We start from the raw sequence: 26,883 nt of genomic DNA, 5'->3' as shown, positions 1-26,883 counted from the left end.
TACGCCGGAGCAGATCACCAACCCCGAGTACGCGACCCTGGCGTTCGAGAAGGGCCTGAAGCAGATCGACGGCTGGCAGGACATGCCCCTGACCCAGGCCGCGCAGACGGTGCAGGTGTCGGCGTACCCGGACGCCTACGCCCAGTGGGAGCAGCAGGCCGCCGACCTGGTCGCCCAGCACTGGAACAGCTGACCCAAGCTGACCGAGCAGACCGATTGAAGAACACGCACAAGCCGCTGGCCGGTACCCGAAGACGGGTGCCGGCCAGCGCCGTCTCCAGAGAACGCCGTCTCCAGGGATCGTGGACAGTTACCGCCCGCAGCGAACGGAAACGGTCCAAGATCGGGAAGCGGCACGGGTGAGCGCCTCCCATGCGAAGCTCTTCACCGCCCCGATCTCCGGCAGGTTCGTTCGTACCCGACAACGGCGTGACGCACGGGCGGCGAAGGACCGCGACGGGGCTGGGGGCGAGGGTGACCGGCGTAGGGATCAAGCCTGACCGCCCGGAGCCGGTCACCCTCGCCCCCAGCCCCCAAGCGCAACCACCGACCCACCGAGACGCAGTCCACAAGCGCAACCAACGACCCGGGCCGAGCCCACAAGAGCCACCCAGGCGAAAGCCAGGTGACAGCGGTCACGAAGCGCAGCGGAAGAACCAGACCCCCCGTACCGTTGTGCAGAGCGTCGGTGTGTCCAGTGTCCCCGGGCCTCACCTAATTTGCCTTCGCGGAATACCGTCCGGCTGGAGCCGCGTCGCGCCACTCGCCGAGAGGCGACCTGCACACCGACGCCCAGCGGCGCCCCGGCCACCCGGTCGGGGCGCCGCTGTTTCTCCGCCCTCCGGATTTGCCGAAAATGATCCGCGACTCGTGTCGCGACGGCGCGGTGGCTGGCCTAGTGTCAGGAGGTCAGCTTCCGCCGGCGGGGGAGGGGGTGCCCCGGGATGGGTCTGAAGACCTTCATCGAGGGTTGGCCGGTCTACCGGCAGCTCACGGGCACGGACCCGCTCGGGCGGGGTGCGGCGGCCCAGTCGGCCCGCTCGGCGGCCCTGCAGGCGCGCACCGAGACCGCCGACAGCATGGCCCGGTCCGTCTGCCCGTACTGTGCGGTGGGCTGCGGGCAGCGGGTGTACGTCAAGGACGGACGGGTCACCCAGATCGAGGGTGACCCGGACAGCCCGATCTCGCGTGGTCGGCTCTGTCCGAAGGGCTCGGCCAGCAAGAGTCTGGTGACCAGCCCGCTGCGGCAGACGAAGGTCCGCTACCGCCGGCCGTACGGCACCGAGTGGGAGGACCTCGCTCTCGACACGGCGATGGAGATGATCGCTGATCGGGTGCTCGCGGCCCGGGATGCCACCTGGGAGGACACCGACGGGCAGGGTCGGTTGTTGAACCGCACGCTCGGTATCGCCAGCCTCGGTGGCGCCACCCTGGACAACGAAGAGAACTACCTGATCAAGAAGCTCTTCACCGCGCTCGGCGCACTACAGATCGAGAACCAGGCGCGGATTTGACACTCCGCCACCGTCCCCGGTCTGGGGACCAGCTTCGGTCGCGGCGGCGCGACGGTCTTCCAGCAGGATGTCGCGAACGCTGACGTCATCATCATCCAGGGCTCCAACATGGCCGAGGCCCACCCGGTGGGCTTCCAGTGGGTGATGGAGGCCAAGCGGCGGGGGGCGAAGGTCTTCCACGTCGACCCCCGGTTCACCCGCACCAGCGCGCTGGCCGACACGTACCTGCCGATCCGGGCGGGCAGCGACATCGCGCTGCTCGGCGGCGTGGTGCGCTACATCCTGGAGAACGAGCTGGATTTCCGGGAGTACGTGGTGGCGTACACCAACGCGGCGAGCATCGTCAGCGAGGAGTTCGTCGACACCGAGGATCTGGACGGTCTGTTCTCCGGCTACAACCCGAAGACGAACACGTACGGCCAGCGGAGCTGGCAGTACCACGGGCACGAGGAGTCGACCGGCGACCGCAACACGCACAAGGAGCGGGAGTCGGCGGCGGGCCTGCGCCACGAGTCGCACGGCATGCCCGTCGGCGGCCAGGTCCAGCGGGACGAGACGTTGCAGCACCCGCGGTGCGTCTACCAGATCCTCAAGCGGCACTTCTCCCGCTACACGCCGGAGATGGTGGAACGGGTCTGCGGTATCCCGCGGGAGAAGTTCCTGGAGCTGGCCCGAGCCTGGACGGAGAACTCCGGCCGGGAGCGCACCGGGGTGCTCATCTACTCGGTCGGCTGGACGCAGCACAGCGTGGGCGTGCAGTACATCCGTACCGGCGCCATCATCCAACTGCTGCTGGGCAACATGGGCCGCCCGGGTGGTGGGGTGCTCGCCCTGCGCGGGCATGCCAGCATTCAGGGCTCGACGGACATCCCGACGCTGTTCAACCTGCTGCCGGGCTACCTGCCGATGCCGCACTTCACCGACCACACGAGCTTCACCGACTGGGTGGACAGCATCCGGCACCCGGGCCAGAAGGGCTTCTGGGACAACGCCCGCGCGTTCGGCGCCAGCCTGCTCAAGGCGTACTGGGGCGATGCGGCGACCCCGGCGAACGACTTCTGCTACGACTACCTGCCGAGGATGACCGGCGACCACGGGACGTACCAGACGGTGCTGAACATGATCGACGGCATGGTCCGGGGATACTTCCTGCTCGGCCAGAACCCGGCGGTCGGCTCGGCGCACGGCAAGGCCCAGCGGCTGGGCATGGCGAACCTGGACTGGTTGGTGGTCCGCGACCTCTTCATGATCGAGAGCGCCACGTTCTGGAAGAACAGCCCGGAGGTGGAGACCGGCGAGATCGTGCCGGAGGAGTGCCGTACCGAGGTGTTCTTCATCCCGGCGGCGTCGCACGTGGAGAAGGAGGGCACGTTCACCCAGACGCAGCGGCTGCTGCAGTGGCGGGAGAAGGCGGTCGAGCCACCGGGCGACTGCCGCTCCGAGCTGTGGTTCTTCTACCACCTGGGCCGGATCATCCGGCAGAAGCTGGCCGCGTCCGACAAGCCGCGCGACCGCGGGATCCGCGACCTCACCTGGGACTACCCCACCCAGGGCGAGCACGCGGAGCCGAGCGCCGAGGCGGTGCTGAAGGAGATCAACGGGTACGAGGTGGCGACCGGCCGGCCGCTGTCCGCGTTCACCGAGGCCAGGGACGACGGCTCCACCGCCATCGGCTGCTGGATCTACACCGGGGTGTACGCCGACGGGGTCAACCAGTCCGCCCGGCGCAGGTCGCGGCACGACCAGGACTGGGTGGCCGCCGAGTGGGGCTGGGCCTGGCCGGCCAACCGCCGCATCCTCTACAACCGCGCCTCGGCCGACCCGCAGGGGCGGCCCTGGAGCGAACGCAAGAAGTACGTGTGGTGGGACCCCGACCGGGGCGAGTGGACCGGCTACGACGTGCCGGACTTCGAGAAGAAGAAGCCGCCGACCTACCGGCCGCCGCACGGCGCCACCGGGGTGGAGGGGCTCGCCGGCGACGACGCGTTCATCATGCAGGGCGACGGTAAGGGCTGGCTGTACGTGCCGACCGGGCTGCAGGACGGGCCGATGCCGACGCACTACGAGCCGGCGGAGTCGCCGATCCGCAACCCGCTGTACGGGCAGCAGGCCAACCCGACCCGCAAGGTCTACGACAACCCGGTCAACTCGGTGAACCCGAGCCCGCCGCAGCCGCACACCGACGTCTTCCCGTACGTGTTCACCGTCAGCCGGCTCACCGAGCACCACACGGCCGGCGGCATGAGCCGGACGGTGCCGCGCCTGGCGGAGCTCCAGCCGGAGATGTTCGTCGAGGTCTCCCCGGAGCTGGCGGGTGAGATCGGCCTGGACCACCTCGGCTGGGCCCATCTGATCAGCGGGCGGGCGGCGATCGAGGCCCGGGTGCTGGTCACCGACCGGCTCACCCCGTTGCGGCTGGACGGCCGGGTGATCCACCAGGTGTGGCTGCCGTACCACTTCGGTCGCGAGGGGATCGTCACCGGCGACTCGGTCAACGACCTGTTCGGCATCACCCTGGACCCGAACGTGCTGATCCAGGAGAGCAAGGTCGGCACCTGTAACATCCGGCCCGGCCGGCGCCCGACGGGTCGGGCGCTGCTCGACCTGGTCGACGACTACCGGCGCCGGGCCGGGCTGACCGGGGGCGGCGCGCCGATCGTCACCACGAAGGCGTCCGAACGGGAGGTCGGATGATCGAGGCCAACAGCCTGTACGGGCCGCTCGATCCGGCACCGGACGCCGGCTGGGTCGAGGCGCCGCCGCGGATGGGCTTCTTCACCGACACCAGCGTCTGCATCGGCTGCAAGGCGTGCGAGGTCGCCTGCAAGGAGTGGAACGGGGTACCCGACTCGGGCTTCGACCTGCTCGGCATGTCCTACGACAACACCGGGGCGCTCACCGCCAACTCCTGGCGCCACGTCGCCTTCATCGAGCAGCCCCGCCCGGCCGGGCACCGCACCCCGCCCTTCGCCGGCAACCCGACCGGGGAGCCGGCCAGCCCGGGCAGCGCGGCGGCCGCCGCCGGCACCAGGGCGGACACCGGGACGATCCCGGGCGTCGGGCCGGGGCAGCCGGAGCCGGCCGCCCGGATGGCCGCCGGGCCGGAGTTCCTCGGCATGCCCGGCGCCCAGCCGCCCGGCCGGGCCACCGGCGCCGAGTCGCGCACCGACTTCCGCTGGCTGATGATGTCGGATGTCTGCAAGCACTGCACCCACGCCGCCTGCCTGGACGTCTGCCCGACCGGCAGCCTGTTCCGCACCGAGTTCGGCACGGTCGTAGTACAGGAGGACATCTGCAACGGCTGCGGCTACTGCATCTCCGCCTGCCCCTACGGGGTGATCGACCAGCGCAAGGGCGATGGCCGGGCGTGGAAGTGCACGCTCTGCTACGACCGGCTGGGCGCGGGGCAGACGCCGGCCTGCGCGCAGGCCTGCCCGACCGAGTCGATCCAGTTCGGCCCCCTCGACGAGCTGCGGGAACGGGCGGCGACGCGGGTGGCGCAGCTGCACGAGCGGGGCGTGCCCGAGGCCCGGCTCTACGGCCACGACCCGACCGACGGGGTCGGCGGCGACGGCGCGTTCTTCCTGCTCCTCGACGAGCCCGAGGTGTACGGCCTGCCGCCGGACCCGGTGGTCACCACCCGGGACCTGCCGAAGATGTGGAAGCGGGCGGGGCTGGCCGCCCTGGCCATGGCGGCGGCCGCCGTCGCCGCGTTCGTCGGAGGTTCGTCGTGAGTTCGGACCGCCCACCGGTCGGTGCCCTGTTCCGCCGGTTCCGGGAGCGGCTCGCCGCCCAGGCGCCCGCGCTGCCCGGCGCGCCGGGCAGCCACGGCCCGAAGGCGGGCCGCTCCGGCGAGGCCAGCTACGGCAGTCGGGCGACCGGCGCGGGCGCGCGCACCGACGCCGGTGCCGTCGAGGCCGGGCTGCGGCCGGTGCCGCCCCGTGACGTCCCGCCCACCGACCGGCGCGCCGGTCGGCGCAAGGGCGGCGGCGGGGAGCAGCTCGCGGTGCCGCCGGCCGAGTTCACCTCCTACTACGGCCGCCCCATTCTCAAGCCGCCGGTGTGGAAGTGGGACATCGCCGCCTACCTGTTCTCCGGTGGCGTCGCGGCCGGGTCCTCGCTGCTGGCGGCCGGTGGGCAGCTCACCGGCCGGCCGGCGCTGCGCCGGGCCGGCCGGGTCACCTCCCTCGCGGCCGTGACCGCCAGCGCGTACTTCCTCATTCACGACCTGGGCAAACCGAGCCGGTTCCACCACATGCTGCGGGTGGCGAAGCCGACCTCGCCGATGTCGGTGGGCACCTGGATCCTCAGCGCCTTCGGCCCCGCCGCCGGGGTGGCGGCCGTCGCCGAGGCGGCACCGTGGCTGCCCGAGCGGGGCCTGCTCGGCCTCGGCCGGCGGCTGCTGCCCCCGGTCGGGCACGCCGCGGGGCTGCTCGCCGCCGCCACCGCACCGGCGCTGGCCACGTACACCGGGGTGCTGCTCGCCGACACCGCCGTGCCGTCCTGGCACGAGGCGTACCCGGAACTGCCGGTGATCTTCGCGGGCAGCGCGCTGGCCAGCGGCGCCGGCGTGGGGCTGCTCGCCGCGCCCACCGGGCAGACCGGCCCCGCGCGGCGGCTCGCGGTCGCCGGCGCCGCCCTGGAGCTGTGGGGTTCGCACCGCGTGGAGAACCGGCTCGGCCTGCTCAGCGAGCCCTACGCGACGGGCACCCCCGGCCGGCTGCTGCGCGCCGGCCGGGCGCTGACCGCCGTCGGCGTGGCCGGCGCGCTGGTCGGGCGACGCAACCGGGTCCTGTCGGCCCTGTCCGGAGGAGCGCTGCTCGCCGCCGCGGCGTGCACCCGGTTCGGCATCTTCCACGGCGGGGTCGCCTCCGCTCGGGATCCGAAGTACACGGTGGTGCCGCAGCGGGAGCGCGCCCGGCAGGGGGAGCTCGCACCAGACGTCAACGGGCCGGGCGTCGGCCCGACCGGGGGGTAGCCAGGCAGCAGACGCCAGGCCCATGAGCCGATACGGGGGTAACGCTCATGGCCACGACAGCCGCGGGATCGCGCGGACAACCCAGACCGACGCGGGGCCGGTGGGGCCTCGTGGTAGCGGCCGTGCTCGTCCAGCTCGCGCTGGGCGCCGTCTACGCGTGGAGCGTGTTCAACAAACCGCTGCAGGCCGAGTTCGGCTGGAGCAAGGCCGAGGTGGTGCTGCCGTTCGAGGTGGCGATCGGCACCATCTTCATCGGTAGCCTGATCGGCGGGCGCATCCAGGACCGGCGCGGGCCCCGACCCGTCGCGCTCGGCGGCGGTGTCCTCTACGCCGTGGGGACCATGCTGGCGTCCCTGGTGTCCACCAGCGATCAGCTGTGGCTGCTGCTGCTCACCTACGGAGTGCTGGGCGGGATCGGCCTCGGCGCCGCGTACATCACGCCGATCGCCATGCTCGGCAAGTGGTTCCCGGACAAGCGGGGCCTGATCACCGGCATCGCGGTGGCCGGCTTCGGCTTCGGCGCGGTGATCACCGCCCCGGTGGCGAAGGCGCTGCTCGCCGGCACCAGCCACAAGACCAGCGTCTTCCTGCCGCTGGGCATCGCGTACCTGATCGCGGTGCTGCTGGGGGCGTCGTTCTTCCGCGACCCACCCGCCGGGTACCAGGTGCCCGGCTTCACCCCGGCGGTCGGCGGGCGCGCGGTCGCCGGCACCCGCGTCTACACCTTCGGCGAGGCCCTGCGCACCCGGCAGTGGTACCTGCTCACCCTGATCCTCACGCTCAACGTGACCTGCGGCATCGCGCTCATCTCCCAGGCCGCGGACGCGGCCCAGGCGGTCGCCGGGGCGAGCGCCGCGACCGCCGCCGGACTGGTGGGCGTCCTCGGCCTGTTCAACGGCGGCGGGCGGGTGATCTGGGCGTGGCTGTCCGACCGGATCGGCCGGATGACCGCGTTCCTCGGCATGCTCGCCCTGCAGGGGATCTGTTTCCTGATCCTGCCGCACGCCTCCGCCTTCTGGCTGTTCGCGGTGCTCGCCGCCCTGGTCTATCTCGCCTACGGCGGCGGGTTCGGCACCATGCCGGCCACCGCCGCGGACTACTTCGGCACCCCGAACGCCGGCGCCATCTACGGCGCGATGATCGTGGCCTGGAGCATCGGCGGCGTCGTCGGTCCGCTGGTTACCGCGCTGCTCTACGACGCCAGCGGCAGAAGCTACACCCTGCCGTTCACGGTGATCGGCCTGCTCGCGTTCGCCGCACTGGTGCTGCCGCCGATCACCCACCTGCCCACCGCCCCCGGCCGGCCCCGGCCGCACTTCGAGACGCCCGGGCCCTGACCGTGTCGGTTCTCCCCTCCCACGGGCGGACGGAGATCACATGTGGTTAAGTGCTCGGTGGAGGCGTTCAGGAGGCTGGTGCCCCTCCCGGTCTTCAAAACCGGTGTGGTCCGGGACCCGGGCCAGGCGGGTTCGATTCCCGTCCGTCTCCGCCAAGCAACCGTGCGGCTCCGCCTCCGCGGGGCAGGCCAGGGAGATGACCCGATGCGTGACGTCGACCCGCGGCGGCGGGTGCCGCGCACCGACGCGCTGCTGGCCGACCCCGAATTGGCCGCCGCCGTCGGCACGCTCGGCCGCGACCGGGTCAAGGCCGCCGTCGTCCGGGCCCAGCAGCGCGCCCGCCGCGGTGAGATCAGCCCCGACGAGGTACGCGACGCCGCGCTGGCCGACCTGCCCGCGCCCACCCCCCGAGCGGTGCTGAACGCCACCGGCGTCGTGCTGCACACCAACCTCGGCCGGGCCCCGCTGTCCGCCCCGGCCGTGGCGGCCCTCGTCGCCGCCGCCGGGCACACCGACGTGGAACTGGACCTGCGTACCGGCCGGCGGGCCCGGCGCGGCCGGGACGCCCTCGACGCGCTCGCCGCCGCCGTGCCCGACGCGCCCGCCGTGCACGTGGTCAACAACGGCGCCGCCGCGCTGGTGCTCGCCGCCACCGCCCTCGCCGCCGACCGCGAGATCGTGGTCAGCCGGGGCGAACTGGTCGAGATCGGCGACGGCTTCCGCCTGCCGGACCTGCTGGAGAGCACCGGCGCCCGGCTGCGCGAGGTGGGCACCACCAACCGCACCACCCTGGCCGACTACGCCGCGGCGCTCGGCCCGCGTACCGGGTTCGTGCTGAAGGTGCACCCGTCGAACTTCGTGGTCCGCGGCTTCACCTCGGCGGTGCCGGTGCGGGACCTGGCCACCCTGGGCGTGCCCGTGATCGCCGACATCGGCTCCGGGCTGCTCGCCCCCGATCCGCTGCTGCCCGACGAGCCCGACGCCGCCACCACCCTGCGCGCCGGGGCCCACCTGGTCACCGCCAGCGGCGACAAGCTGCTCGGCGGCCCGCAGACCGGCCTGCTGCTCGGCGCCGCCGACCTGGTCGACCGGCTGCGCCGCCACCCGCTCGCCCGGGCGCTGCGGGTGGACAAGCTCACCCTGGCCGCGCTCGCCGCCACCCTGCACGGCCCGACCACCCCGACCCGGGAGGCGCTGCACGCCGACCCGGCCGCGCTGCGGGACCGGGTGGAACGGCTGCGCGACCGGCTCGGCGAGGACGGGTGCAAGGCCGAGGTGGTGCCCAGCGTCGCGGTGGTCGGCGGCGGGGGCGCGCCCGGCGTGGAGCTGGACTCGTGGGCGCTGAGCCTGCCCGAGCGGTACGCCGAGCCGCTGCGCATCGGCGAGCCGCCGGTCCTCGGCCGGGTGCTGCACGGCCGGCTCCTGCTCGACCTGCGCTGCGTACCGGCCGGCGCCGACGGGGCGGTCCGGGCGGCGATCCTGCGGGTGGGCAGCTAGTCGTGTGGGTCGTCGCCACCGCCGGGCACGTCGACCACGGCAAGTCCACCCTGGTCCGGGCGTTGACCGGAATGGAACCCGACCGGTGGGCGGAGGAACGCCGCCGGGGCATGACCATCGACCTCGGCTTCGCCTGGACCACCCTGCCCTCCGGCGGGACCGTCGCCTTCGTCGACGTGCCCGGGCACGAACGGTTCGTGCCGAACATGCTGGCCGGGGTCGGCCCCGTCCCGGCCGCGCTGATCGTCGTCGGGGCGGACGAGGGCTGGATGCCCCAGTCCGCCGAGCACCTGGCCGCGCTGCATGCGCTGGGGGTGTCGTACGGGCTGCTGGCGGTGACCCGCGCGGACCTGGCCGATCCCGGGCCCGCCGTTGCGCGGGCGCGGAAGGAGATCGCCGCCACCTCCCTGGGCGAGGTCGAGGCGGTGGCGGTCAGCGGCGCCACCGGCGTCGGCCTGCCCGAGCTGCGGGCGGCCCTGGACCGCCTCGTCGCCCGGCTGCCCGACCCGTTGCGGGACGCACCGGTACGGCTCTGGGTGGACCGCTCGTTCACCATCCGGGGCAGCGGCACGGTGGTCACCGGCACCCTCGGCCGCGGCCGGCTGCACGTCGGTGACCAACTCGAACTCGCCGCCACCGGTGAGCCGGTGCGGGTACGCGGCCTGCATTCCCTGGGCGTCGCACACGAGCGGGTCGACGCGGTGGCCCGGGTGGCCGTGAACCTGCGCGGCGTGCCCCGGGAGCGGATCGCCCGCGGCGACGCCCTGCTCAGCCCCGGCCGTTTCCGCCGCACCGACCTGCTGGACGTCCGGCTCGCCGGCGACCCCGCCGCCGACCTGCCGGCCACCCTCAACCTGCACGTCGGCTCCGCCGCCGTGCCGGCCCAGGTACGCCCGCTCGGCCCGGACACCGTGCGGCTGCGGCTGGCCCGGCCGCTGCCGCTGCTGATCGGGGATCGGGCGCTGCTGCGCGACCCCGGCCGGCACCACGTCGCCGGTGGGGTGACTGTGCTGGACGTGGACCCGCCGCCGCTGCGCCGGCGGGGCGCGGCCGCCGCCCGCGCGACCACCCTGGCGGGGCTGGACGGCCGGCCCGACCTGGCCGGGGAGCTGCGCCGCCGGCGGCTGGTCCGGGCCGGCGAACTGACCCGGATGGGGGTGACGGTCGACGCCGCCCCGCTCGCCGGAGACTGGCTGGCCGACCCGGAACACTGGCACGCCCTGGGCGTCCGCCTCGCCGAGGAGGTCGCCCGGTACGGCCGGACGCACCCCCTGGAACCCGGGGTGCCGGTCGAGGTGCTGCGCCAGCGCCTTGACCTGCCCGACCGGGCGCTGGTGGCGGCGCTGCTGCGGCCACCGCTGCGGCTGCGGGCCGGCCGGGTCACCGCCACCGCGGGCGACCTGCTGCCGGACCCGGTGGCCCGCGCCGTCGACCGGGTCCGCGCCGAGTACGGCGACCGCCCGTTCCAGGCTCCCGAGGCGCACCGCCTGGCCGACCTCGGCCTCGGTCCGCGGGAGATCGGCGCGGCGGTCCGGGCCGGGGCCCTGCTGCGGCTGGCCGACAACGTGGTCCTGCTGCCGGGCGCGCTCGACGACGCGGTCCGGATCCTCGCCCGGCTGCCGCAGCCGTTCACGCTCAGCGCCGCGCGCCAGGCCCTGGACACCACCCGCCGGGTGGCGGTGCCGCTGTTGGAGCTGCTGGACCGGCGCGGCGCCACCCGCCGGCTGCCCGACGACGCCCGCGAGGTGGTCGCCCCGCCCAGCTGACCGCCGGTCGGTCGGGGTGGGTGGTGGCGGGGCCGCCAAGACGGCCCGCCGGCCCGGTCCGGTCACCTACGGTGACGCCATGGATCCTGCGGCGATCTGGCGGGACAAGCAGCACCGGTGGCGGATCGAGGCGTACCGGGCGCCGGACCTGCGGTTCGCCATCTTCGCCACCAACGGCACCACCGAGTCCGCGCCGTTGTGGCTGTTCGGGATGAACGCGCTGGCCCGCTGGCTGATGACGCACAAGATCTCCCTGGACGACCTGGAGAAGGACTGACCGGCCGCGGCGCCGGGCGGCGGGAGGGGGCGTGATGGTCGGGCAACTCGTCCTGGTCGTCGTCCTGGTGCTGGTCAACGCCGCCCTGTCCGGCAGCGAGATGGCGCTGGTCACGCTCCGGGAGGCCCAGCTGCGGCGGCTGGCGCGGGCGGGGCAGAACGGAGCCCGGCTGGTTCGGCTGGCCCGCGAGCCGAACCGCTACCTGGCCACCGTCCAGCTCGGTATCACCCTGGCGGGTTTCCTCGCCTCGGCGGCCGCCGCGGTGTCGCTGGCCGGGCCCCTGGTGGGACCGCTGGGCTTCCTCGGCAGGGCCGCCCACCCGGTCGCCGTGCTGCTGGTGACCCTCGTGCTGACCTTCGTCACCCTGGTGGTGGGGGAGTTGGCCCCGAAGCGGCTGGCCATGCAGTGGACGGAACGGTGGGCGCTGCTCAGCGCGGGGCCGCTGGATCTGCTGAGCCGGCTGTCCCGTCCGGCGGTGTGGCTGCTCAGCCGCGCCACCGACCTGCTGGTCCGGCTCGCCGGCGGCGACCCGCGTGCCCGCCGGACGGAGGTGACCGAGGAGGAGTTGCGGGAGATGCTGGTCAGCCAGCGGGGCCTGTCCGCCCAGCAGCGGGAGATCCTCGCCGGGGCGTTCGACATCGCCGGCCGGCGGCTGCGGGAGGTCCTGGTCACCCGACGCGACGTGACGTTCCTGCCGGCCTCGATGACGGCGGCCGAGGCGATGCGGCGGCTCGCCCGGACCGGTCGCTCCCGCGCCCCGGTGACCGGCCCGGGCGGCCTGGACGACGTGTGCGGCGTGGTGCACATCCGGGACCTGGTCGACGGGGACGGCGCCACGGTCGGCGAGCGGGCCCGCCCGCCGGTGCTGCTGCCGGGCACGCTGCCGGTGGCCGACGCGATGCGCCAGCTCCGCCAGCGCCACGAGCAGCTCGCCCTGGTGGTCGACGAGTACGGCGGCATCGACGGGCTGGTCACCATGGAGGACCTGCTCGAGGAGGTGGTGGGCGAGCTGTACGACGAGACCGACCGGGACGTCCGCGGCGTGCTGCGGGAGCCGGACGGCGCACTGGTGCTCCCCGGCAACTTCCCCCTGCACGACCTGCCCGACGTGGGCGTGCGGCTGACCTTCCCGCTGACCCACGAATACACCACGGTGGCCGGGCTGGTGCTGGCCGGCCTCGGCCGGCTGCCCGGTGGACCCGGTGAGACGGTGCGGCTGCCCGGGCTGACCGTGGAGGTGGTCGAGGTGGCCGACCGGGCGGTGCGCCGGGTGCGGTTGCGGGGCCCCGCCACCGGCTCCGGGGCCGACTGACCGGGCGGAACCCGGACGGGGGAAACCACAGCGAACCGGACGAACTGGCACCGGTTAGGCCGTACGGTGCGGAGCGTGAGGGACCGAAATCTGCGCACATTCCTCGCGGTGCTCGCCGGGGTGGCGGTGATCTACTTCGGGGTCACCGGACATCGCAGCGGCGGCGGCGAGGGCGGTATCTCGGGTGGTCTGGTCCTGCTCGCCGTGGCCGCGTCGCTGCTGGTCTGGTACCTGACCAGGCCGGGTCCGGCCAAGTGACGCTCAGCGGCCGGCCGCCGTGCGGCTGACCTCGCCGGCCGATTCCTGGCCGAGCGCCACCCGGACCAGCGCCGAGGCGAGCCGCCCGAAGTCGGCCTCGCCGACCAGCCCGGCCAGCCGGCCCGGATTCGCCGGCAGGCCGAGCCGCTTCGCGCCGGCGAGGGTCCGCCGGTCGGCGTACGGGCGCAGGTCCGGCCAGACCGCCTGCGCCTCGCGCAGGAAGATGTCCGCCCCGGTCGGGCCGATGCCGGGAAACTCGATCAGCAGCCGGCGCAGGGCGTCCCGGTCGTCGTCGGCCTCCCGGTGCATCCGGCGTAGGTCCCCGTGCCACCGGTCCAGGCAGAGCCGGGCGCCCCTGCCGAGCATGGTGGCGGTGCGTTCGTCGTATCGGCGGTAGTGCCCCCGCCCGAGCGCGTCCACCCGGTCCTGCCAGGTCGCCGCCTCCATCGCCTGGGGGGTGCGGTAACCGGCGGCGAAGAGTTCCCGCGCGGCCGCCATCGCCACCGAGGCCCGGATCCGGGTGCTCAACAGCGTGGTGAGCACCAGCAGTTGGTAGAGCGGTGCCGGCCGGTCGGCGAGCGCGATCCCCGCCTCCTCCGCGTACGTGCGGGCCTGCCGGTCCAGTAGCACCCGCGCCACGTTCCGATCGTCTGGCATCCGGTCCGGGTACCCGCCCCGGCGAGGGGCAGACGCCCGCGCCGGACCCGGAATGCGGCTGGTCGGTGCGGGTACCCCGGTCATGTGCGCGGCCCACGTCGCGCGCACCCACCGGAAGGAGAGACCCGTGGTCAATCCGCAGCAGCCGGAGTTGCGCCGCAACAACCGAGGCACCACCAGCCAGGACAGCAAGGTTCCCGGCGCCGCGGGAGCCCCGCGGAACCGTGGCTCCTCCAACGCGGACGTCGGGCGACCGGTTCCGAAGGGCCAGGTGTCGCCGCACGGCCCCGCCGATAAGCAGGTGGCCGACGACGAGAGCGGCCAGCGGGGCTAACGGCCCCGCCGCGACGGCGGCCGCAGCCTCCGCCAGGTGGCTGCGGTCGCCATTCCGTACGCCAGATGCGGCACGATGTCGGACAGCCAGTCCTTGGGCCGCCAGGTCCGGGGATCGCTCACGCCGAGGGTGGCGATCGACCCGTCGGTGGTCGCCATCACCCCGCCGCCGAGCACTCCCGCGGCGACCGGCAGCGGGATGCGGCGACGGGCGGCAAGTAACCCGAACACGGCCCCGGCGGCGATGCCGGTGCCGTAGCCGAGCACCGCCCCGAGCCCGGAGCGGCGGTTGGTCGCCTTCTCCTCGGGCCCGAGGTCGAGGTGCGCGGCGTGGGCCATGCGGCCGGCGGTCTCGTCCGGGGTGCTGCTCGCCGGGCGGGCCCGGACCACCATGTCCAGGAAACTGACGACGTTCAACGCGGCGGTGCCGACGGCGCCCGCGATGGCGCCGTCGACGACGGGTGCCGCCCTCACTTCGGGTCGCCCGGTTCGCGCTCACCCTTGGGGCCGAACGTCCGTTCCCCCCGGACGATGCCCCGCTGGCCGCGGTCGTCCTGGAGGATCCGGTTCGCCACCTGGTTCGCCTCCTGGTCGGCGGCCCGCCCGGAATTCTCGATCAGATCGCGCAGCCGCGCCCGCTCCTTGTCGTACGCGTTGCTGCCCGGCCGTGGTCCTGGCATCGCTGCCTCCTCCGGTGTGGGTACCCGCACCGTCTACCCACCCACGGCGGCACCAACCGTTCAGCCGGCGGAGCGGACCACCGCCACCGGGCAGTCGGCGTGGTGCAGCACGCCCTGGCTCACCGACCCCAGCAGCAGCCCGCTCAGCTCGCCACGGCCCTGCCCGCCGACGACCACCAGTTGGGCGTCGCGGGCGGCGTCGGTGAGCACGGCGACCGGCCGGCCGTGCACCGCCTCCCGGCTCACCGGCACCTCCGGGTGACGTTCGGTCAGCGGGGCGAGCGACCGGGCCAGGACCTGGTCCTCCGCGTCGTGCAGCCGGTCCTCCTGGTAGACCAGCGGCTGCATGTCGCCGGGGCCGGTGGAGACGGGATGGGTGTAGGCGAGCACGGCCCGCAGCGGAGCCCCGCGCAGTGCCGCCTCCTCGGCGGCGAAGTCGACCGCGGCCCGGGACGGCGGGGAGCCGTCGACCCCGACCACCACCGGGCCGGCGGCCCGCTCCGCGCCGCGGGCCACCAGCACCGGGCAGTCGGCGTGCGCGGCGACCTGGATGGCCACGGAGCCGACCACCAGGGCGGCGAAGCCGCCGAGGCCGCGGTCGCCCAGGACGATCATCGCGGCGGTGGGGGACTCGCCGAGCAGCACCGCCGCCGCCTCGCCGTCGATGATCTCGCCGGAGACCCGGACGCCGGGCGCCGCCGTCTCCGCCGCCGCCACGGCCGCGGCGACGAGCTGTTCCGCCTGCTGCCGTAGGCCGCCGCCGGCTGGCGCCCCGGCGGGCGGGTTGACCGGTACGCGCAACAGCGGCCAGATGAACCCGTGCACCACCCGCAGCGGCCGGTGCCGCCGGGCGGCCTCGGCCGCCGCCAGCCGGACGGCCCGCAGCGCGGGTTCCGAGCCGTCGACGCCGACCACCACCGCCGCGCCGTTCGCCGAGTTCACCGTTGCACCTCCTGGCCGCCGGACGCCCGCGGCCAGTATCGCGGTCGGCCGTGCGTCGTCGGGGCCATACCGCCGGAGCCGGCCCGTGGGTACGCTGTCGACCACCGCCCGAGGAAGGGAGCCTCGTCGATGGCCGAGCCCGACCAGCCGAGCACCGCCCGTATGATCGACTTTTGGCTCGGCGGCGAGCACCACTTCCCGGTGGACGTGGCCGCGGCCCGCGCCTTCGAGGGCGCGTACGGGCCCTGTGCGGCGATCTTCCGCTCGCTGCGGGGCTTCCTCGGCCGGGCGGTCGGGTCGATCGCCGGCGCCGGGGTGGACGGTTTCCTGGTCTTCGGTGCCGGCGTGCCGACCCGGGGCAACGTGCACGAGGTCGCCCCGGACGCCACCGTGCTCTACACCGACGTCGACCCGGTGACCATCCGGCTGGGCCAGCGCCTGCTGGCCGGCAGCGACCGCGCCGGGTACGGCTTCGGCGACGCCACCGACATCGGCACCATCGATCCGGCCCAACTGCACCGCTTCGTACCGGGGTGGGGGCGCAGGCCGGTCGGGGTGGTCTTCCTCGGGCTGGCCGCGTTCCTGGACGACGCCACGCTGGCCCGCACCCTCGACGAGCTGTACGAGGCGGCCGCGCCGGGCAGTTTCCTGGCGATCGACTTCGACAGCGAGGAGCTGTTCGGACATCCGGAGGCGCTGGCGATGATGGGGCCGGCGTTCCGAATGCGATCGCCGGCCGCGTTCGCGCCACTGCTCGGCCGCTGGCAGCCCACGGTGGACGGCATCGTCCCGGTCGCCGAGTGGCGCCCGGCCGGTGAGTCCGACCCGGTGCCCGACGCCTTCTACGGCGCGGTCGCCACCAGGACCGCGGCCTAACCGCGGCCGTTCCGGCCTCCTGGCACGTCCCGGACCCGCCACCGTCGCCCGCCGGCGAACCGGCGGGAGCCGGGACGGCCGGCGGCTGAGCGCCCTCCGTATGATGCTTGCTCCGTAGCAATAGTCGCCTTCGGAGGATGAGCATGCCGGATGGGCCCGGACAGGTGTCGCGTGCCCTGCGCGCGGCGTCGCCCGACCAGTTGGCGGAGGCCGCCGACCGGGCGGTCCGCCTGGCGCTGGACGCGTCGCGGACCGAGGTGTTCATCGCCGACTACCGGTCCAGCGGGCTCTGGCCGGTGCTCGACCCGAACCTGCCCGACGGCGGCTTCCTCGCCTGTCAGGGCGTGGCGCAGCGCTGCTTCAGCAGTCAGCAGCCGGTGCTGGACGCCGGTGAGGACGGTCGCTGCCGGGTCTACCTGCCCCTGTCGCTGTGGGGTGAGCGGCTCGGGGTGCTGATGCTGGAGCTGCCGGTGCACCCGGACGCGGCGACCCTGGAGGTGGCCCGGGACGTGGCGGGCGAGCTGGCGGTGGCGCTGCGGGCCGCGGACCGGGAGACCGACCGCTACCGGCGGGCCCGCCGGCGGGAACGGCTCAGCATGGCGGCGGAGATGCAGTGGGACCTGCTGCCCGGGCGCAGCGTCACGCACGGCGACTTCGTGCTGGCCGGGCAGCTCGAACCGGCGTACACCGTGGGCGGCGACCACTTCGACTGGTCGGTCGACGGCGACCGGCTGACCGTCACCGTGCTCAACGGCGCCGGCAGCGGCTTGGCCGCGTCGCTGCTGACCGCGGTGACCGTGAACGCGATGCGCAACGCCCGGCGCTCGGGCGGAAGCCTGGTGGAGCAGGCCGAGCTGGCCTCGGACACCATCTTCTACCAGCACCGGGGGAGCCGGCACGTGGCCACGTTGCTGCTGCAGCTCGACACCCGGCGGGGCGTGGTCCGGGCGGTCGACGCCGGTTCGCCGCACGTGCTGCGGCTGCGTGGCGGCACGGTCGCCCGGGTCCCGTTGGAGCAGCAGTTGCCGTTGGGCATGTTCGCCGAGACCCGGTACGAGGTGCAGGAGTTCACCGTGGAGCCGGGGGACCGGCTCTTCGTGGTCAGCGACGGGGTCTACGCGGCGCAGCCGGACGGGCGGGAGCCGTACGGGGAGCGGGGCATGGCGCGATCGATGCGGTCCACTCGGTTGCAGCCAGCGGCCGAAGCAGTTGGTACGGTGATGCGCGAACTGCACGCGTACCACGCCGACGCGGATCTCCGTGACGACGCGGTGGTCGTCTGCCTGGACTGGCGCGGTTCCAGCCCTCCGGACGACGCCGGCGGGCAGTGACCAGACCGGCGGGCGAACACATCGCAGGGGACATCGGGTGGAGCGATCTCCGAATCTTGCGGCAGCCATCGACGCGGCTGCCGAGGCGCTCATCGGTGTGCTCGACTCCGCCACCTCCCGGCACGCGCTGAGCGTCTCGCCGACCCAGCTCCGGGTGCTGTCGCTGATCATGGCCCATCCGGACACCAACGTGAACCGGCTGGCCGAGCTGCTGGATGTCGTACCCTCCTCGGCCAGCCGGCTCTGTGACCGGCTGGAGGCGGTCGGCCTGGTGCGCCGGGCGGCCGATCCGCGCGACCGGCGCGAGGTGCGGTTGGTCCCCACCGGCGCGGCCGAGACCCTGTTGCGGGACCTGAAGGAGCGCCGCCACCAGGCGGTCCAGGCGGTGCTGGACCGGATGCCCAACCGGGTCCAGCACGAGCTGTTGCTGGCCCTGCTCGCGTTCAGCCAGGCGGCGTCGCTGGGCGGCCAGCAGACCGGCCCCGACTCCACGGCCCGCACGGCCTGACCTCGGCGGCCCTGCCCACGCGGTTTCTGCCGTCGCCAGCGTCCCCACTAGTGTCCTAGGACGCCTTGGCGGTGGTGCGCCACCGCACATAACGCAGACACGCGAATCGCCAACGGAAAGCAGCCCCCGGAGCACGCCGAAGCGGCCCGATATAGTGGCAGCGCAAAACTGGCCGGTTCACGATCGACACGAGCGTGGGCGGCATCGGGGAGGTCCCAGCCCGGGATCGCAGAGGGCGCCGGCGCTGACCGGCCGGCAACGCGCACGTCCTGGAGGAGCGGCCGATCGTGGTCGGTCGCCGGGCCGTGCTGCGAAGGGAGGGTTCGGTGTCGCGTCGGCCGGCTCCATCGGAGCATCCGGCTCCCGACGGTGCGACGGCGGTCGTGGTGGACCGTGTCCTCACCCTGCCGAACGTGATCAGTTTCGTCCGGCTCGTCGGCGTGCCGCTGTTCCTCTACCTCTTCCTGGTGGCCCGGGCCGACGTGGCGGCGATCGTGGTGCTGGCGATCGGCGGGACCAGCGACTGGGTGGACGGCTGGATCGCCCGCCGGTTGCACCAGGTCAGCCGGCTGGGGGAGCTGCTCGACCCGCTCGCCGACCGGCTCTACATCCTGGCCACGCTGCTGGCGTTCACCGCACGCGAGGTGGTGCCGTGGCAGTTCACCGCCGCGCTGCTGGCCCGCGAGCTGCTCCTGCTCGGGTCGCTCGGGGTGCTGCGCCGCTACGGTTACGGCCCGCCGCCGGTGCACTACGTCGGCAAGACGGCGACGTTCCTGCTGCTGGCCGCGTTCCCGATCCTGCTGCTGGCCGCCGCCGCGCCGGGCATCGCCACCGCGGCCGAGGCGATCGGTTGGGGCCTGGCCTGGTGGGGTCTGGTGCTCTACTGGGTGGCCGGCGGGATGTACGTGGTGCAGGCCAGCCGCCTGGTCCGGGAGATGCGGGCGCGGCGTGCGGGCGCGGCGGCATGAGCGTGGCACCTCGGGACAAGGCCCAGGACCCGTCCGCGCGGTCGTACGCCCCCGACTTCCTGACAGAGCTGTTCCGTAACCCGCTCGATCCCGGGTACGCCGACGCGGCGGCGGGGCGTCGGGAGGGGCCGCCCTCGCGGCTGCGGCGCCTGCTGGCCCGTCCGGTCAGCCTGGTGGTGCTCGTGGTGATCGGGTTCCTGTTCGCGGTGGCGTACCGGGAGACGATCGCGGAGGAGCCGAGCCGGGCGAAGGCGCGGGCCGGGCTGATCGCCGAGATCAAGCAGCGGGAGGCCGAGACGGACCGGTTGACCGAGCGGGCGGACCAGTTGCGCGAGGAGGTCGGCCGGCAGCGGGACGCGGCGCTGGGCGGTTCGCAGGCGTCCCGGCTGCGGAACCTGGAGGCCGGTACGGGCCTGGGCCGGGTGCGCGGTGACGGTGTGGTGGTGCGGCTGGCCGACGCGCCGGCGGACAAGGACGCGGTGACCGGCGCGGACGCCGGTCCGTCCCACGTGTTGTATTCGGATCTGCAGAAGGTGGCGAACGCGCTGTGGGCGGCGGGCGCGGAGGCGGTCGCGATCAACGGGCAGCGCTTGACGGCGACGTCGACGATCCGTTCGGCGGGTGAGGCGATCCTCGTGGACTACCGGCCGGTGACGAGCCCGTACGAGGTGTCGGCGATCGGGCCGGGGTCGATGCGGGACAAGTTCGACGGCAGCCGGGCGGCTACCGGGATGCGGTATGTGGCGCGGACCACCGGGTTGTCGTTCGGGGTCAAGGAGGCCGACAACCTCACCCTGCCGGCCGCGCCGCAGCCACGGCTACGCTACGCCGAGCCCTCGGTGAGTCCGAGCCCGTCGCCGTCGGGTTCGGGTGTCGCCGGTTCGACCAGTCCCGGGCCGTCCGGCTCGGCGACGTCTCCAAGCCCCTCTGGAGGTGGCCGATGATCGCGGTGCTGGCGTTGCTCGCCGGTGTGCTGCTCGGGGTGTATCTGGATCCCACGGTGCCCGCGGGGTTGCAGCCGTACCTGCCGATCGCCGTGGTGGCGGCGCTGGACGCGGTGTTCGGCGGCGTGCGGGCGAAGCTGGACCGGATCTTCGACGACAAGCAGTTCGTGGTGTCGTTCATCTCGAACGTGCTGGTGGCGGGTGTGATCGTGTATCTGGGTGACCAGTTGGGGGTGGGCGGGCAGTTGTCCACCGGTGTGGTGGTCGTGCTCGGGGTGCGCATCTTCGGGAACGTGGCGGCGATCCGCCGGCACCTGTTCCGGGCGTAGGTTGTGGTGATGAGCGAGGAGCACCGGGAGACGGGTACGGGGTGGCCGGAGCCGGAGGAGCCGGCGCGGCCGTCGGGCCCGGCGGGTGAGCCGGATCCGCGCCCGGATGCGCCGGATCCGGACGAGTTGAGCCCGTTGGCGCCGCCGGAGCGGGAGGCGGACGGGTCGCCGGTTGAGGCGGAGCCGGAGGATGTCGCGCCGGAGGAGCCGGCGGCGGCGAAGCGGGTGTCGCGGCGGTTGACGTCGGCGGGCGCGATGATCGCGGTGCTGCTGGCGTTGCTGGGTTTCACGCTGGTGGTGCAGTTGAAGACGACGTCGACGGATCCGACCCTCGCGGCGACGCGGGAGGAGGACCTGGTCCGGATCTCGTCGGATCTGGATTCGCGGGAGCGCCGGCTGCGGCAGGACATCGCGGCGTTGGAGGAGAGCCAGCGGCAGTTGCGCTCGGGTGAGCTGGGCCGGGCGGCGGCGCTGGAGGAGGCGACGCGGCGGGCGGACGAGCTGGGCATCCTGGCGGGTTCGTTGCCGGCGGTGGGGCCGGGTCTGTCGGTGCGGTTCGAGGGCCCGGACAAGGCGGTGTCGTCGACGCGGATCCTGGACGCGGTGCAGGAGTTGCGGGGTGCGGGCGCGGAGGCGATGCAGATCGCCGGGGCGGACGGGACGGCGGTGCGGGTCATCGCGTCGACGTATTTCGTGGACGGGCAGAGCGGTGGCCTGGTGGTGGACGGGCGGCGGTTGAGCGCCCCGTACACGATCCTGGTGATCGGTGAGCCGGCGACGATGCGTACGGCGTTGAACATTCCCGGCGGGGTGGTCGCATCGGTGGCTGATGCCGGCGGTAACGTGATCGTCGAGGATCGTGAGGCTGTGGAGGTTTCGCAGTTGCACGCGCCGATCAAGCTGGAACACGCCCGGCCGGTTTCCTGACCGGTCGGGGCCGCGCCGGTCTTCCCCCCGGTGCACCGATGATGAAGGACGCAGCTGGTGATTCCTGAGGATCTGCGGTACACCGCCGAGCATGAGTGGGTGGCGGGTGGTGACGGCGGTGCCGTCCGGGTTGGTATCACGCACTTCGCGCAGGACGCCCTGGGTGACATCGTGTTCGTCCAGTTGCCGGACGAGGGTGTGGTGGTGGCGGCGGGTGAGTCGCTGGGTGAGATCGAGTCGACCAAGAGTGTGTCGGAGATCTACGCCCCGGTGAGTGGCACGGTGGCGGCGCGCAACGAGGCGTTGGCCGACACCCCTGAGGTGATCAACACGGATCCGTACGGTGCGGGGTGGTTGGTGGAGATCACTCCGGATGATCCGGCCGTGGTCGCGAGTTTGTTGACCGCTGGTGCGTACCGCGAGCTCACTGAGAGCTGATTGTCGTTGCGGGCGGCGGGGTTGGTTCTCCGCGCGTCCGGTTGCCCTGTATTTCGGCGCTGGCTAGGCTCGCCCAGTCGACCGAAAAGCCGATAGTTGAGCGTTGTGGAATGCGCCTTCCCGGGCACGGGGAGCCAGCCGCCGGGTTGTGACTGCCCGGCGGCCAGACCCGCCATTACCCCGACGCCGACCGAACAGATCCGTGAGGTGGTCCCCATGACGCGCCCAGACGACGAGTTCCCCCCGCTCGACGTCACTTCGACGCTCAATCTCGGTTCGCTCGACGAAGTGCTGGAGGGTCCGGACACCGATGTGGTGCCGAGCCGGATGTCCGGTTCGTTGCCGCCGGGGATGGCGCTGCTGGTGGTTCGTCGCGGTCCGAATGCGGGTGCCCGGTTCTTGTTGGATCACGATGTGACGACGAGTGGGCGGCACCCGGACAGTGACATTTTCCTCGATGATGTGACGGTGTCGCGGCGGCACGCCGAGTTCCACCGGGATGGTGGCACGTTCACGGTGCGGGACGTGGGCAGTCTGAACGGCACGTACGTGAATCGTGAGCGGGTCGAGGCGGCCACGTTGAGCAATGGTGACGAGGTGCAGATCGGTAAGTTCCGGGTGGTGTTCATCGCCGGTCCGCGTCCGGAGGAGGAGGCCGGCCGGGGGTGAACGGGCCTGCGGCTTCGATGCCTTCCGGGGCGGCGCGTGCGACACCGCTGATGAGTATCGGTGAGGTGTTGGCGCAGTTGCGGGTGGAGTTCCCGGACGTCACGATCTCGAAGTTGCGGTTCCTGGAGGCCGAGGGCCTGGTGGAGCCGCAGCGGACGCCATCGGGGTATCGGAAGTACAGCTGGGACGATGTGGCGCGGTTGCGGTTCGTGTTGACCGCGCAGCGGGACCAGTATCTGCCGTTGCGGGTGATCCGTGACCAGTTGGCGGAGTGGGACGCGTCGGGTGCGGCGCCGGGGCGGCAGCGGCCGGCGTTGGTGGCGGTCGGTCCCAGTGGTGAGGTGCCGGGCCGGGAGGGGGTGGAGTCCGCCGAGTCGTCGGAGGTGCGGCTGGGGCGGGCGGATCTGATCTCCCGTAGTGGTGTCGACGAGTCGACGTTGGCCGAGTTGGAGCGGCTCGGTGTGGTGGTGTCGGATCCGCCGGGTTGGTATGACGGAGATGCGTTGATCATCGCGCGGGCGGTGGCGGGTCTGGCGGCGTACGGGTTGGAGCCGCGGCATCTGCGGGGGTACCGGACGGCGGCGGATCGTGAGGTCGGTCTGTTCGCGCAGTTGGTGGCGCCGTTGGCGCGGCAGAGTGATCCGGCGGCGCGGGCTCGCGCGGCGGAGACGGCGCGGGAGTTGGTGGCGTTGTCGCAGCAGTTGCACGCGGCGTTGGTGCGGGTGGGGCTGCGGTCGACGTTGGGTCGGTGACGTGTGGGGGCCGGGTGTCGTGGGGGCGCCCGGCCTCTGTTGTCCGGTGGCCGTGGAAAGATCTGGCTCGGGAAGCGTGTCGTAGGCTTGCCGGGGTAACCCGTTCCGGCGAGGCGTGGTGCACAGAGCGCATGGGACTCTCGTGTCGCGGTCCGTGTACCGTGCAGGGAAGGGCGCGGTGCGGGCGTAGATGACAACGACACGGAGGCGGCGGTGCGCGAGCTGAGCGTGGTCGGAGTTCGGGTGGAGCTGCCCAGCAACCAGCCGATCGTCCTGCTGCGGGAGGTCGAGGGGGACCGCTATCTGCCGATCTGGATCGGCGCGGTCGAGGCGACGGCGATCGCCTACGAGCAGCAGGGGGTCAAGCCGGCGCGGCCGTTGACGCATGATCTGTTGCGGGACGTGTTGGCGGCGTTGCAGGCGCCGTTGCGGGCGGTGGAGATCACCGAGTTGAAGGAGAACGTCTTCTACGCCGATCTGTTGATCGGTGACGGGGTGCGGGTGTCGGCGCGGCCGAGTGACTCCATCGCGTTGGCGTTGCGGGTGGGGGCTCCGATTCGTTGTGCGGAGCAGGTCCTCAGTGAGGCGGGGATCGTGATCCCGGACGAGCAGGAGGACGAGGTGGAGAAGTTCCGGGAGTTCCTGGAGCAGGTGCGGCCGGAGGATTTCGCGGGCTGATCGGTGGCCGGCCGGTTGTGGTCGGTGTGGCGCGGTGGCCGGTGTCACGGTGGGTGACGCCGGCTTGCTGTGGGTGATCTTCCTGGTGGTTGCGCGGCGTGTCGCGGTGTTTCCTGCGTGGTAACTCCTGCGGGCCGCTATAGGGTTGCGGTGTCGAGGGGTGCACCACGCCGGGGTCGGCGTGGTCGCCGCACGGGCGGGGAGGTTGTCCGGATGCACGAGCCGCGAGATCCTGATCCGGGTACGGAGCAGCAGGCGGGTGTGGCCGCGCCGGGCGGTGACGGCGAGGTGGGCTACCGGGGTGTGACGGCGTGTCACGCGGTGGGCATCAGTTACCGGCAGTTGGACTACTGGGCGCGTACGGGCCTGGTGGTGCCGAGCGTGCGGGACGCGTCGGGCTCGGGGACGTCCCGGCTGTATTCCTTCCGCGACCTGGTGGTGTTGAAGGTCGTGAAGCGGTTGTTGGACGCCGGGGTGTCGTTGCAGAACATCCGGAAGGCGATCGAGGCGTTGCGGTCGCGTGGGGTGGAGGACCTGGCGGGCATCACGTTGATCTCCGACGGGACGACGGTGTACGAGTGCCGGTCGCCGGAGGAGGTGGTCGACCTGTTGCAGGGCGGCCAGGGGGTGTTCGGCATCGCGATCGGTGGTGCGTTCAAGGAGATCCAGGGTTCGTTGTCGCTGCTGCCGGCGGAGCCTGCGGATTCGTCGGGTCGTGTCGGTGAGCAGCCGGTGGCGGCGCCGTCGGAGCCGGTGGGTGACGAGTTGGCGGCGCGGCGGGCGCGGCGGCAGGCGGGCTGACCGGGCGGCCCCGGCCTGGTGGCCGGGGCTTGGTGTGGGGATCGCGTCGTGGCTGTGGCCCGGCGCGATCTTCTGTTTGGTGACGCTGCGTGTCGGGGCGGTGGGAAGGCGTCCCGTTGGTCCGGTGGGCGGGACCGGGGCCGGCCCGGCGGGTCACCGCGCCCGATGCCCGTCTATGGTGGTCCCGGCCGGTTGCCTGGTCGGGCGTGCGGGCGGTGGGTGGTCCGGTCCGGGGTGGACGGTGTCACGTGGACGGGTCGCCGGTCGGTGACGGGCTGTCGGCGTCCGGCGTGTGTGGCGGTGAACGGTCCGTCCGGACGATGACGACGCTGGCCGGTCGGCGGTTGTCAAAAATCTGATAGGCCGGCCGTGCCTTTGTCCGGTCGGCACGCTAAGGTCCCACACGGTCGCGCTGGCACTGACGTCACGGCACCTCCCGCCAGCCGACCGGTTGCCCCTCCGCGCCGAACGGCGCGGCCTTTCACCCTGGGAAGGAACGACCGTGACGGTTATTGAAGAGACCGCGCCGTCCCACTACGAGCGGATTGGCGGTGCCAGTTCGGTCAAGGCGGCGGTGGCCCTGTTCTACGACAAGGTGCTCGCCGACCCGGAGCTGGCCGGCTACTTCACCGAGCTGAACATGGCCGAGCAGCGGCGGCACCTGGCGTTGATGCTGACCGTGGTGCTCGGCGGGCCGAACGAGTACGACGGCCGTGAGCTGGCCGAGGCGCACCAGCCGTTGAACATCCCGGTGGCGCACTACGTGAAGGTCGGTGAGCACCTTACGGCGACGCTGACGGAGCTGGGTGTGCCCGGGGACACCATCGGTTACGTGCAGGTCGTCCTGGAGAAGGTGCAGGACCAGGTGGTGGCCCAGGGACGCGGAACGGGCGTCTGAGTGGATGCGGCACGGCTGAAGCAGAGCTGGTCCGAGGTCGCCTCGCACGGCGACCAGGTGGCGCTCTACTTCTATTCCATGTTGTTCCTGGCCCACCCGGACACCCGGCAGATGTTCCCCACGAACATGGCCGGGCAGCGGGATCGGCTGGTGACCGCGTTGGGGCACATCGTGTCCAACGTGGACCAGGTCGACAGCCTGGTCGGGTTCCTGCAGGACCTCGGTGCCGACCACCGCAAGTTCGCGGTGCGCCCGGAGCACTATCCGGCGGTCGGTGAGGCGCTGCTGGCGACGTTGCAGCATTTCCTCGGCGAGGCGTGGACCGACGAGCTGGCGCAGGACTGGACGGCCGCGTACGGGCTGGTGTCGCAGGTGATGATCGACGCGGCGCAGGCGGCCGAGGCGGTGAACCCGCCGTGGTGGGTGGCCGAGATCCTCGGGCACGAGCGGCGGTCGTTCGACGTGGCGGTGCTGACGCTGCGCCCGCAGTACCTGCTGCCGTTCACGCCGGGCCAGTCGATCGGGGTGTCCCCTCCGGCGGCGCGGGCGTGGCGCTACTACTCGCCGGCGAACGCGCCCCGCGCGGACGGCACGCTGGAGTTGCACGTGCGCGCGGCGCCGGGCGGTGCGGTGTCGTCGCGGCTGGTGTACGGGTGCGCGGTCGGTGACCAGATCCACCTGGCCGCCCCGCTGGGGGACCGGTTGACGCTGCGGCCGGCCGGGACGTCCGATCTGCTGCTGTTGGGCAGCGGCACCGGGTGGGCCCCGCTGAAGTCGCTGGTGGAGCAGGTCGCGGCGGAGGGTTCCCGCCGCCGGGTCGACCTGTACGTGGGGGCCCGCTCGCCGGCCGAGTTCTACGACAACGAGGCGATCGAGAAGCTGGCGGCGTCGTATCCGTGGCTGGCGGTCACCTACGTGGTGGGGCTGGACCTGCAGCGGGCGGGGGAGTTCGGGCACGTGGCGGACCGGGCGCTGGCCGACGGGGACTGGCGGTCCCGGCACGTCTACATCTGCGGCTCGGACGAGATGGTCAGTCATTCGGTGACGACGTTGACCCGGGCGGGTTACCACCAGGGTCAGCTGCACCATGAGGGTTTCGGCAAGCACTGGTACGGGCCGACGTGGCGGACCGCGGCCGCCCCTGACGATTCCGGAGGTGTCCGGTGAGCGCGAGGAGTGAGCTCGCGAATCCTGCAGGCGAAGGGGGTGTCCG

The 26,883-nt window shown here is 73.1% G+C and carries 28 protein-coding genes, 1 tRNA gene and 1 pseudogene; 26 read left to right on the top strand and 4 right to left on the bottom strand.

Annotated elements, in window-relative coordinates; all coding sequences use genetic code 11:
- The 11 genes and pseudogenes from ACY34I_RS16050 to ACY34I_RS16000 all read left to right on the top strand — a co-directional run.
- Positions 1-193: pseudogene (locus ACY34I_RS16050) on the top strand (hypothetical protein); the annotation flags it as partial.
- Between the two features lie 751 nt (positions 194-944).
- Positions 945-4,208, top strand: coding sequence for a formate dehydrogenase (gene fdh, locus ACY34I_RS16045; RefSeq protein ID WP_462755816.1), 3,264 nt, complete (start codon positions 945-947; stop codon positions 4,206-4,208).
- A complete protein-coding gene (locus ACY34I_RS16040) occupies positions 4,205-5,248 on the top strand; it encodes a 4Fe-4S dicluster domain-containing protein (protein ID WP_462755815.1) in 1,044 nt (347 codons plus the stop codon). Before fdh ends, ACY34I_RS16040 begins: the two co-directional genes overlap by 4 nt.
- Positions 5,245-6,492: an NrfD/PsrC family molybdoenzyme membrane anchor subunit gene (nrfD, locus tag ACY34I_RS16035; protein WP_462755814.1), complete on the top strand. Its 1,248-nt coding sequence runs from the start codon at positions 5,245-5,247 to the stop codon at positions 6,490-6,492. The genes ACY34I_RS16040 and nrfD overlap by 4 nt, the downstream gene beginning before the upstream one ends.
- A 47-nt stretch (positions 6,493-6,539) precedes the next feature.
- The gene (locus ACY34I_RS16030; protein ID WP_462755813.1) at positions 6,540-7,829 is read left to right on the top strand and encodes an L-lactate MFS transporter; all 1,290 of its coding nucleotides are present in this window, start codon (positions 6,540-6,542) and stop codon (positions 7,827-7,829) included.
- A 59-nt stretch (positions 7,830-7,888) separates the two neighbouring features.
- Positions 7,889-7,984 (top strand) — tRNA-Sec (locus ACY34I_RS16025).
- Between the two features lie 49 nt (positions 7,985-8,033).
- The gene (gene selA / locus ACY34I_RS16020; RefSeq protein ID WP_462755812.1) at positions 8,034-9,326 is read left to right on the top strand and encodes an L-seryl-tRNA(Sec) selenium transferase; all 1,293 of its coding nucleotides are present in this window, start codon (positions 8,034-8,036) and stop codon (positions 9,324-9,326) included.
- Positions 9,327-9,328: 2 nt separating this feature from the next.
- Positions 9,329-11,092, top strand: coding sequence for a selenocysteine-specific translation elongation factor (selB, locus tag ACY34I_RS16015; RefSeq protein ID WP_462755811.1), 1,764 nt, complete (start codon positions 9,329-9,331; stop codon positions 11,090-11,092).
- Between the two features lie 79 nt (positions 11,093-11,171).
- Entirely contained in the window at positions 11,172-11,369 is a 198-nt protein-coding gene (locus ACY34I_RS16010) for a hypothetical protein (RefSeq protein WP_073833287.1), read from the top strand.
- Positions 11,370-11,403: 34 nt separating this feature from the next.
- Positions 11,404-12,681, top strand: a complete 1,278-nt coding sequence (locus ACY34I_RS16005; RefSeq protein WP_462755825.1) for a hemolysin family protein — start codon at positions 11,404-11,406, stop codon at positions 12,679-12,681.
- 75 nt (positions 12,682-12,756) lie between these two features.
- Positions 12,757-12,939, top strand: a complete 183-nt coding sequence (locus tag ACY34I_RS16000; protein ID WP_148801237.1) for a hypothetical protein — start codon at positions 12,757-12,759, stop codon at positions 12,937-12,939.
- Positions 12,940-12,942: 3 nt separating this feature from the next.
- Here ACY34I_RS16000 and ACY34I_RS15995 read toward each other — a convergent pair whose 3' ends face one another.
- Positions 12,943-13,596 (bottom strand): hypothetical protein, encoded by a 654-nt coding sequence (locus ACY34I_RS15995; RefSeq protein WP_462755810.1) that lies wholly within the window; start codon positions 13,594-13,596, stop codon positions 12,943-12,945.
- Positions 13,597-13,723: 127 nt separating this feature from the next.
- On the opposite strand from ACY34I_RS15995, the gene ACY34I_RS15990 reads away from it, so the two are divergent.
- On the top strand, positions 13,724-13,930 hold the full coding sequence (locus ACY34I_RS15990) for a hypothetical protein (RefSeq protein WP_148801239.1): 207 nt from the start codon (positions 13,724-13,726) through the stop codon (positions 13,928-13,930).
- Here the strand turns inward: ACY34I_RS15990 and ACY34I_RS15985 are convergent.
- From ACY34I_RS15985 to ACY34I_RS15975, 3 genes are read right to left on the bottom strand one after another with little or no spacing between them, the layout of a single operon-like run.
- Complete coding sequence (locus ACY34I_RS15985; RefSeq protein ID WP_462755809.1) at positions 13,927-14,403, bottom strand: hypothetical protein; 477 nt, start codon at positions 14,401-14,403, stop codon at positions 13,927-13,929. The two genes, ACY34I_RS15990 and ACY34I_RS15985, sit on opposite strands and share 4 nt — an antisense overlap.
- Positions 14,400-14,609: a phosphatidylethanolamine-binding protein gene (locus ACY34I_RS15980; RefSeq protein WP_073833194.1), complete on the bottom strand. Its 210-nt coding sequence runs from the start codon at positions 14,607-14,609 to the stop codon at positions 14,400-14,402. Before ACY34I_RS15980 ends, ACY34I_RS15985 begins: the two co-directional genes overlap by 4 nt.
- A 60-nt stretch (positions 14,610-14,669) precedes the next feature.
- Positions 14,670-15,551: a universal stress protein gene (locus tag ACY34I_RS15975; protein ID WP_462755808.1), complete on the bottom strand. Its 882-nt coding sequence runs from the start codon at positions 15,549-15,551 to the stop codon at positions 14,670-14,672.
- A 129-nt stretch (positions 15,552-15,680) separates the two neighbouring features.
- On the opposite strand from ACY34I_RS15975, the gene ACY34I_RS15970 reads away from it, so the two are divergent.
- From ACY34I_RS15970 to ACY34I_RS15905, 14 genes are all read left to right on the top strand, one after another.
- On the top strand, positions 15,681-16,427 hold the full coding sequence (locus ACY34I_RS15970) for an SAM-dependent methyltransferase (protein WP_462755807.1): 747 nt from the start codon (positions 15,681-15,683) through the stop codon (positions 16,425-16,427).
- A 143-nt stretch (positions 16,428-16,570) separates the two neighbouring features.
- The gene (locus tag ACY34I_RS15965; protein WP_462755824.1) at positions 16,571-17,758 is read left to right on the top strand and encodes a PP2C family protein-serine/threonine phosphatase; all 1,188 of its coding nucleotides are present in this window, start codon (positions 16,571-16,573) and stop codon (positions 17,756-17,758) included.
- 37 nt (positions 17,759-17,795) lie between these two features.
- Positions 17,796-18,266, top strand: coding sequence for a MarR family winged helix-turn-helix transcriptional regulator (locus ACY34I_RS15960; protein ID WP_462755806.1), 471 nt, complete (start codon positions 17,796-17,798; stop codon positions 18,264-18,266).
- A gap of 326 nt (positions 18,267-18,592) precedes the next feature.
- The gene (locus tag ACY34I_RS15955) at positions 18,593-19,234 is read left to right on the top strand and encodes a CDP-alcohol phosphatidyltransferase family protein (protein ID WP_462755805.1); all 642 of its coding nucleotides are present in this window, start codon (positions 18,593-18,595) and stop codon (positions 19,232-19,234) included.
- Positions 19,231-20,178, top strand: coding sequence for a DUF881 domain-containing protein (locus ACY34I_RS15950; protein WP_462755804.1), 948 nt, complete (start codon positions 19,231-19,233; stop codon positions 20,176-20,178). Before ACY34I_RS15955 ends, ACY34I_RS15950 begins: the two co-directional genes overlap by 4 nt.
- Positions 20,175-20,507 (top strand): small basic family protein, encoded by a 333-nt coding sequence (locus tag ACY34I_RS15945; RefSeq protein WP_148801247.1) that lies wholly within the window; start codon positions 20,175-20,177, stop codon positions 20,505-20,507. Before ACY34I_RS15950 ends, ACY34I_RS15945 begins: the two co-directional genes overlap by 4 nt.
- Before the next feature lie 6 nt (positions 20,508-20,513).
- Positions 20,514-21,434, top strand: coding sequence for a DUF881 domain-containing protein (locus ACY34I_RS15940; RefSeq protein WP_462755803.1), 921 nt, complete (start codon positions 20,514-20,516; stop codon positions 21,432-21,434).
- 57 nt (positions 21,435-21,491) lie between these two features.
- Positions 21,492-21,872: a glycine cleavage system protein GcvH gene (gene gcvH / locus ACY34I_RS15935; RefSeq protein ID WP_462755802.1), complete on the top strand. Its 381-nt coding sequence runs from the start codon at positions 21,492-21,494 to the stop codon at positions 21,870-21,872.
- A gap of 216 nt (positions 21,873-22,088) precedes the next feature.
- Positions 22,089-22,541 (top strand): oxoglutarate dehydrogenase inhibitor Odhl, encoded by a 453-nt coding sequence (gene odhI, locus ACY34I_RS15930; RefSeq protein WP_007071101.1) that lies wholly within the window; start codon positions 22,089-22,091, stop codon positions 22,539-22,541.
- A 50-nt stretch (positions 22,542-22,591) separates the two neighbouring features.
- Entirely contained in the window at positions 22,592-23,293 is a 702-nt protein-coding gene (gene ftsR / locus ACY34I_RS15925) for a transcriptional regulator FtsR (protein WP_462755801.1), read from the top strand.
- A gap of 213 nt (positions 23,294-23,506) precedes the next feature.
- On the top strand, positions 23,507-23,971 hold the full coding sequence (locus ACY34I_RS15920) for a bifunctional nuclease family protein (RefSeq protein ID WP_073833177.1): 465 nt from the start codon (positions 23,507-23,509) through the stop codon (positions 23,969-23,971).
- Between the two features lie 213 nt (positions 23,972-24,184).
- On the top strand, positions 24,185-24,772 hold the full coding sequence (locus ACY34I_RS15915) for a MerR family transcriptional regulator (protein WP_148801252.1): 588 nt from the start codon (positions 24,185-24,187) through the stop codon (positions 24,770-24,772).
- A 502-nt stretch (positions 24,773-25,274) separates the two neighbouring features.
- Complete coding sequence (locus ACY34I_RS15910; RefSeq protein WP_148801253.1) at positions 25,275-25,670, top strand: group I truncated hemoglobin; 396 nt, start codon at positions 25,275-25,277, stop codon at positions 25,668-25,670.
- Positions 25,671-26,837, top strand: a complete 1,167-nt coding sequence (locus ACY34I_RS15905; protein ID WP_462755800.1) for a globin domain-containing protein — start codon at positions 25,671-25,673, stop codon at positions 26,835-26,837.
- Positions 26,838-26,883: the final 46 nt, after the last annotated feature.

Source organism: Micromonospora sp. RTBAU3-60 (genome assembly GCF_054963695.1).
The sequence above is the reverse complement of the archived record's forward strand: the minus strand, read 5'-3'. Positions and strand labels throughout refer to the sequence as shown.

What these genes read in the sequence shown, in the direction of transcription:
- ACY34I_RS16040 (WP_462755815.1), top strand. Translation starts at nt 4,205, where the DNA reads ATGATCGAGGCCAACAGCCTGTACGGGCCGCTCGATCCGGCACCGGAC.
- ACY34I_RS16030 (WP_462755813.1), top strand. Translation starts at nt 6,540, where the DNA reads ATGGCCACGACAGCCGCGGGATCGCGCGGACAACCCAGACCGACGCGG.
- selA (WP_462755812.1), top strand. Translation starts at nt 8,034, where the DNA reads ATGCGTGACGTCGACCCGCGGCGGCGGGTGCCGCGCACCGACGCGCTG.
- ACY34I_RS16010 (WP_073833287.1), top strand. Translation starts at nt 11,172, where the DNA reads ATGGATCCTGCGGCGATCTGGCGGGACAAGCAGCACCGGTGGCGGATC.
- ACY34I_RS16005 (WP_462755825.1), top strand. Translation starts at nt 11,404, where the DNA reads ATGGTCGGGCAACTCGTCCTGGTCGTCGTCCTGGTGCTGGTCAACGCC.
- ACY34I_RS15995 (WP_462755810.1), bottom strand. Translation starts at nt 13,596, where the DNA reads ATGCCAGACGATCGGAACGTGGCGCGGGTGCTACTGGACCGGCAGGCC.
- ACY34I_RS15980 (WP_073833194.1), bottom strand. Translation starts at nt 14,609, where the DNA reads ATGCCAGGACCACGGCCGGGCAGCAACGCGTACGACAAGGAGCGGGCG.
- ACY34I_RS15970 (WP_462755807.1), top strand. Translation starts at nt 15,681, where the DNA reads ATGGCCGAGCCCGACCAGCCGAGCACCGCCCGTATGATCGACTTTTGG.
- ACY34I_RS15965 (WP_462755824.1), top strand. Translation starts at nt 16,571, where the DNA reads ATGCCGGATGGGCCCGGACAGGTGTCGCGTGCCCTGCGCGCGGCGTCG.
- ACY34I_RS15950 (WP_462755804.1), top strand. Translation starts at nt 19,231, where the DNA reads ATGAGCGTGGCACCTCGGGACAAGGCCCAGGACCCGTCCGCGCGGTCG.
- ACY34I_RS15945 (WP_148801247.1), top strand. Translation starts at nt 20,175, where the DNA reads ATGATCGCGGTGCTGGCGTTGCTCGCCGGTGTGCTGCTCGGGGTGTAT.
- odhI (WP_007071101.1), top strand. Translation starts at nt 22,089, where the DNA reads ATGACGCGCCCAGACGACGAGTTCCCCCCGCTCGACGTCACTTCGACG.
- ftsR (WP_462755801.1), top strand. Translation starts at nt 22,592, where the DNA reads ATGAGTATCGGTGAGGTGTTGGCGCAGTTGCGGGTGGAGTTCCCGGAC.
- ACY34I_RS15915 (WP_148801252.1), top strand. Translation starts at nt 24,185, where the DNA reads ATGCACGAGCCGCGAGATCCTGATCCGGGTACGGAGCAGCAGGCGGGT.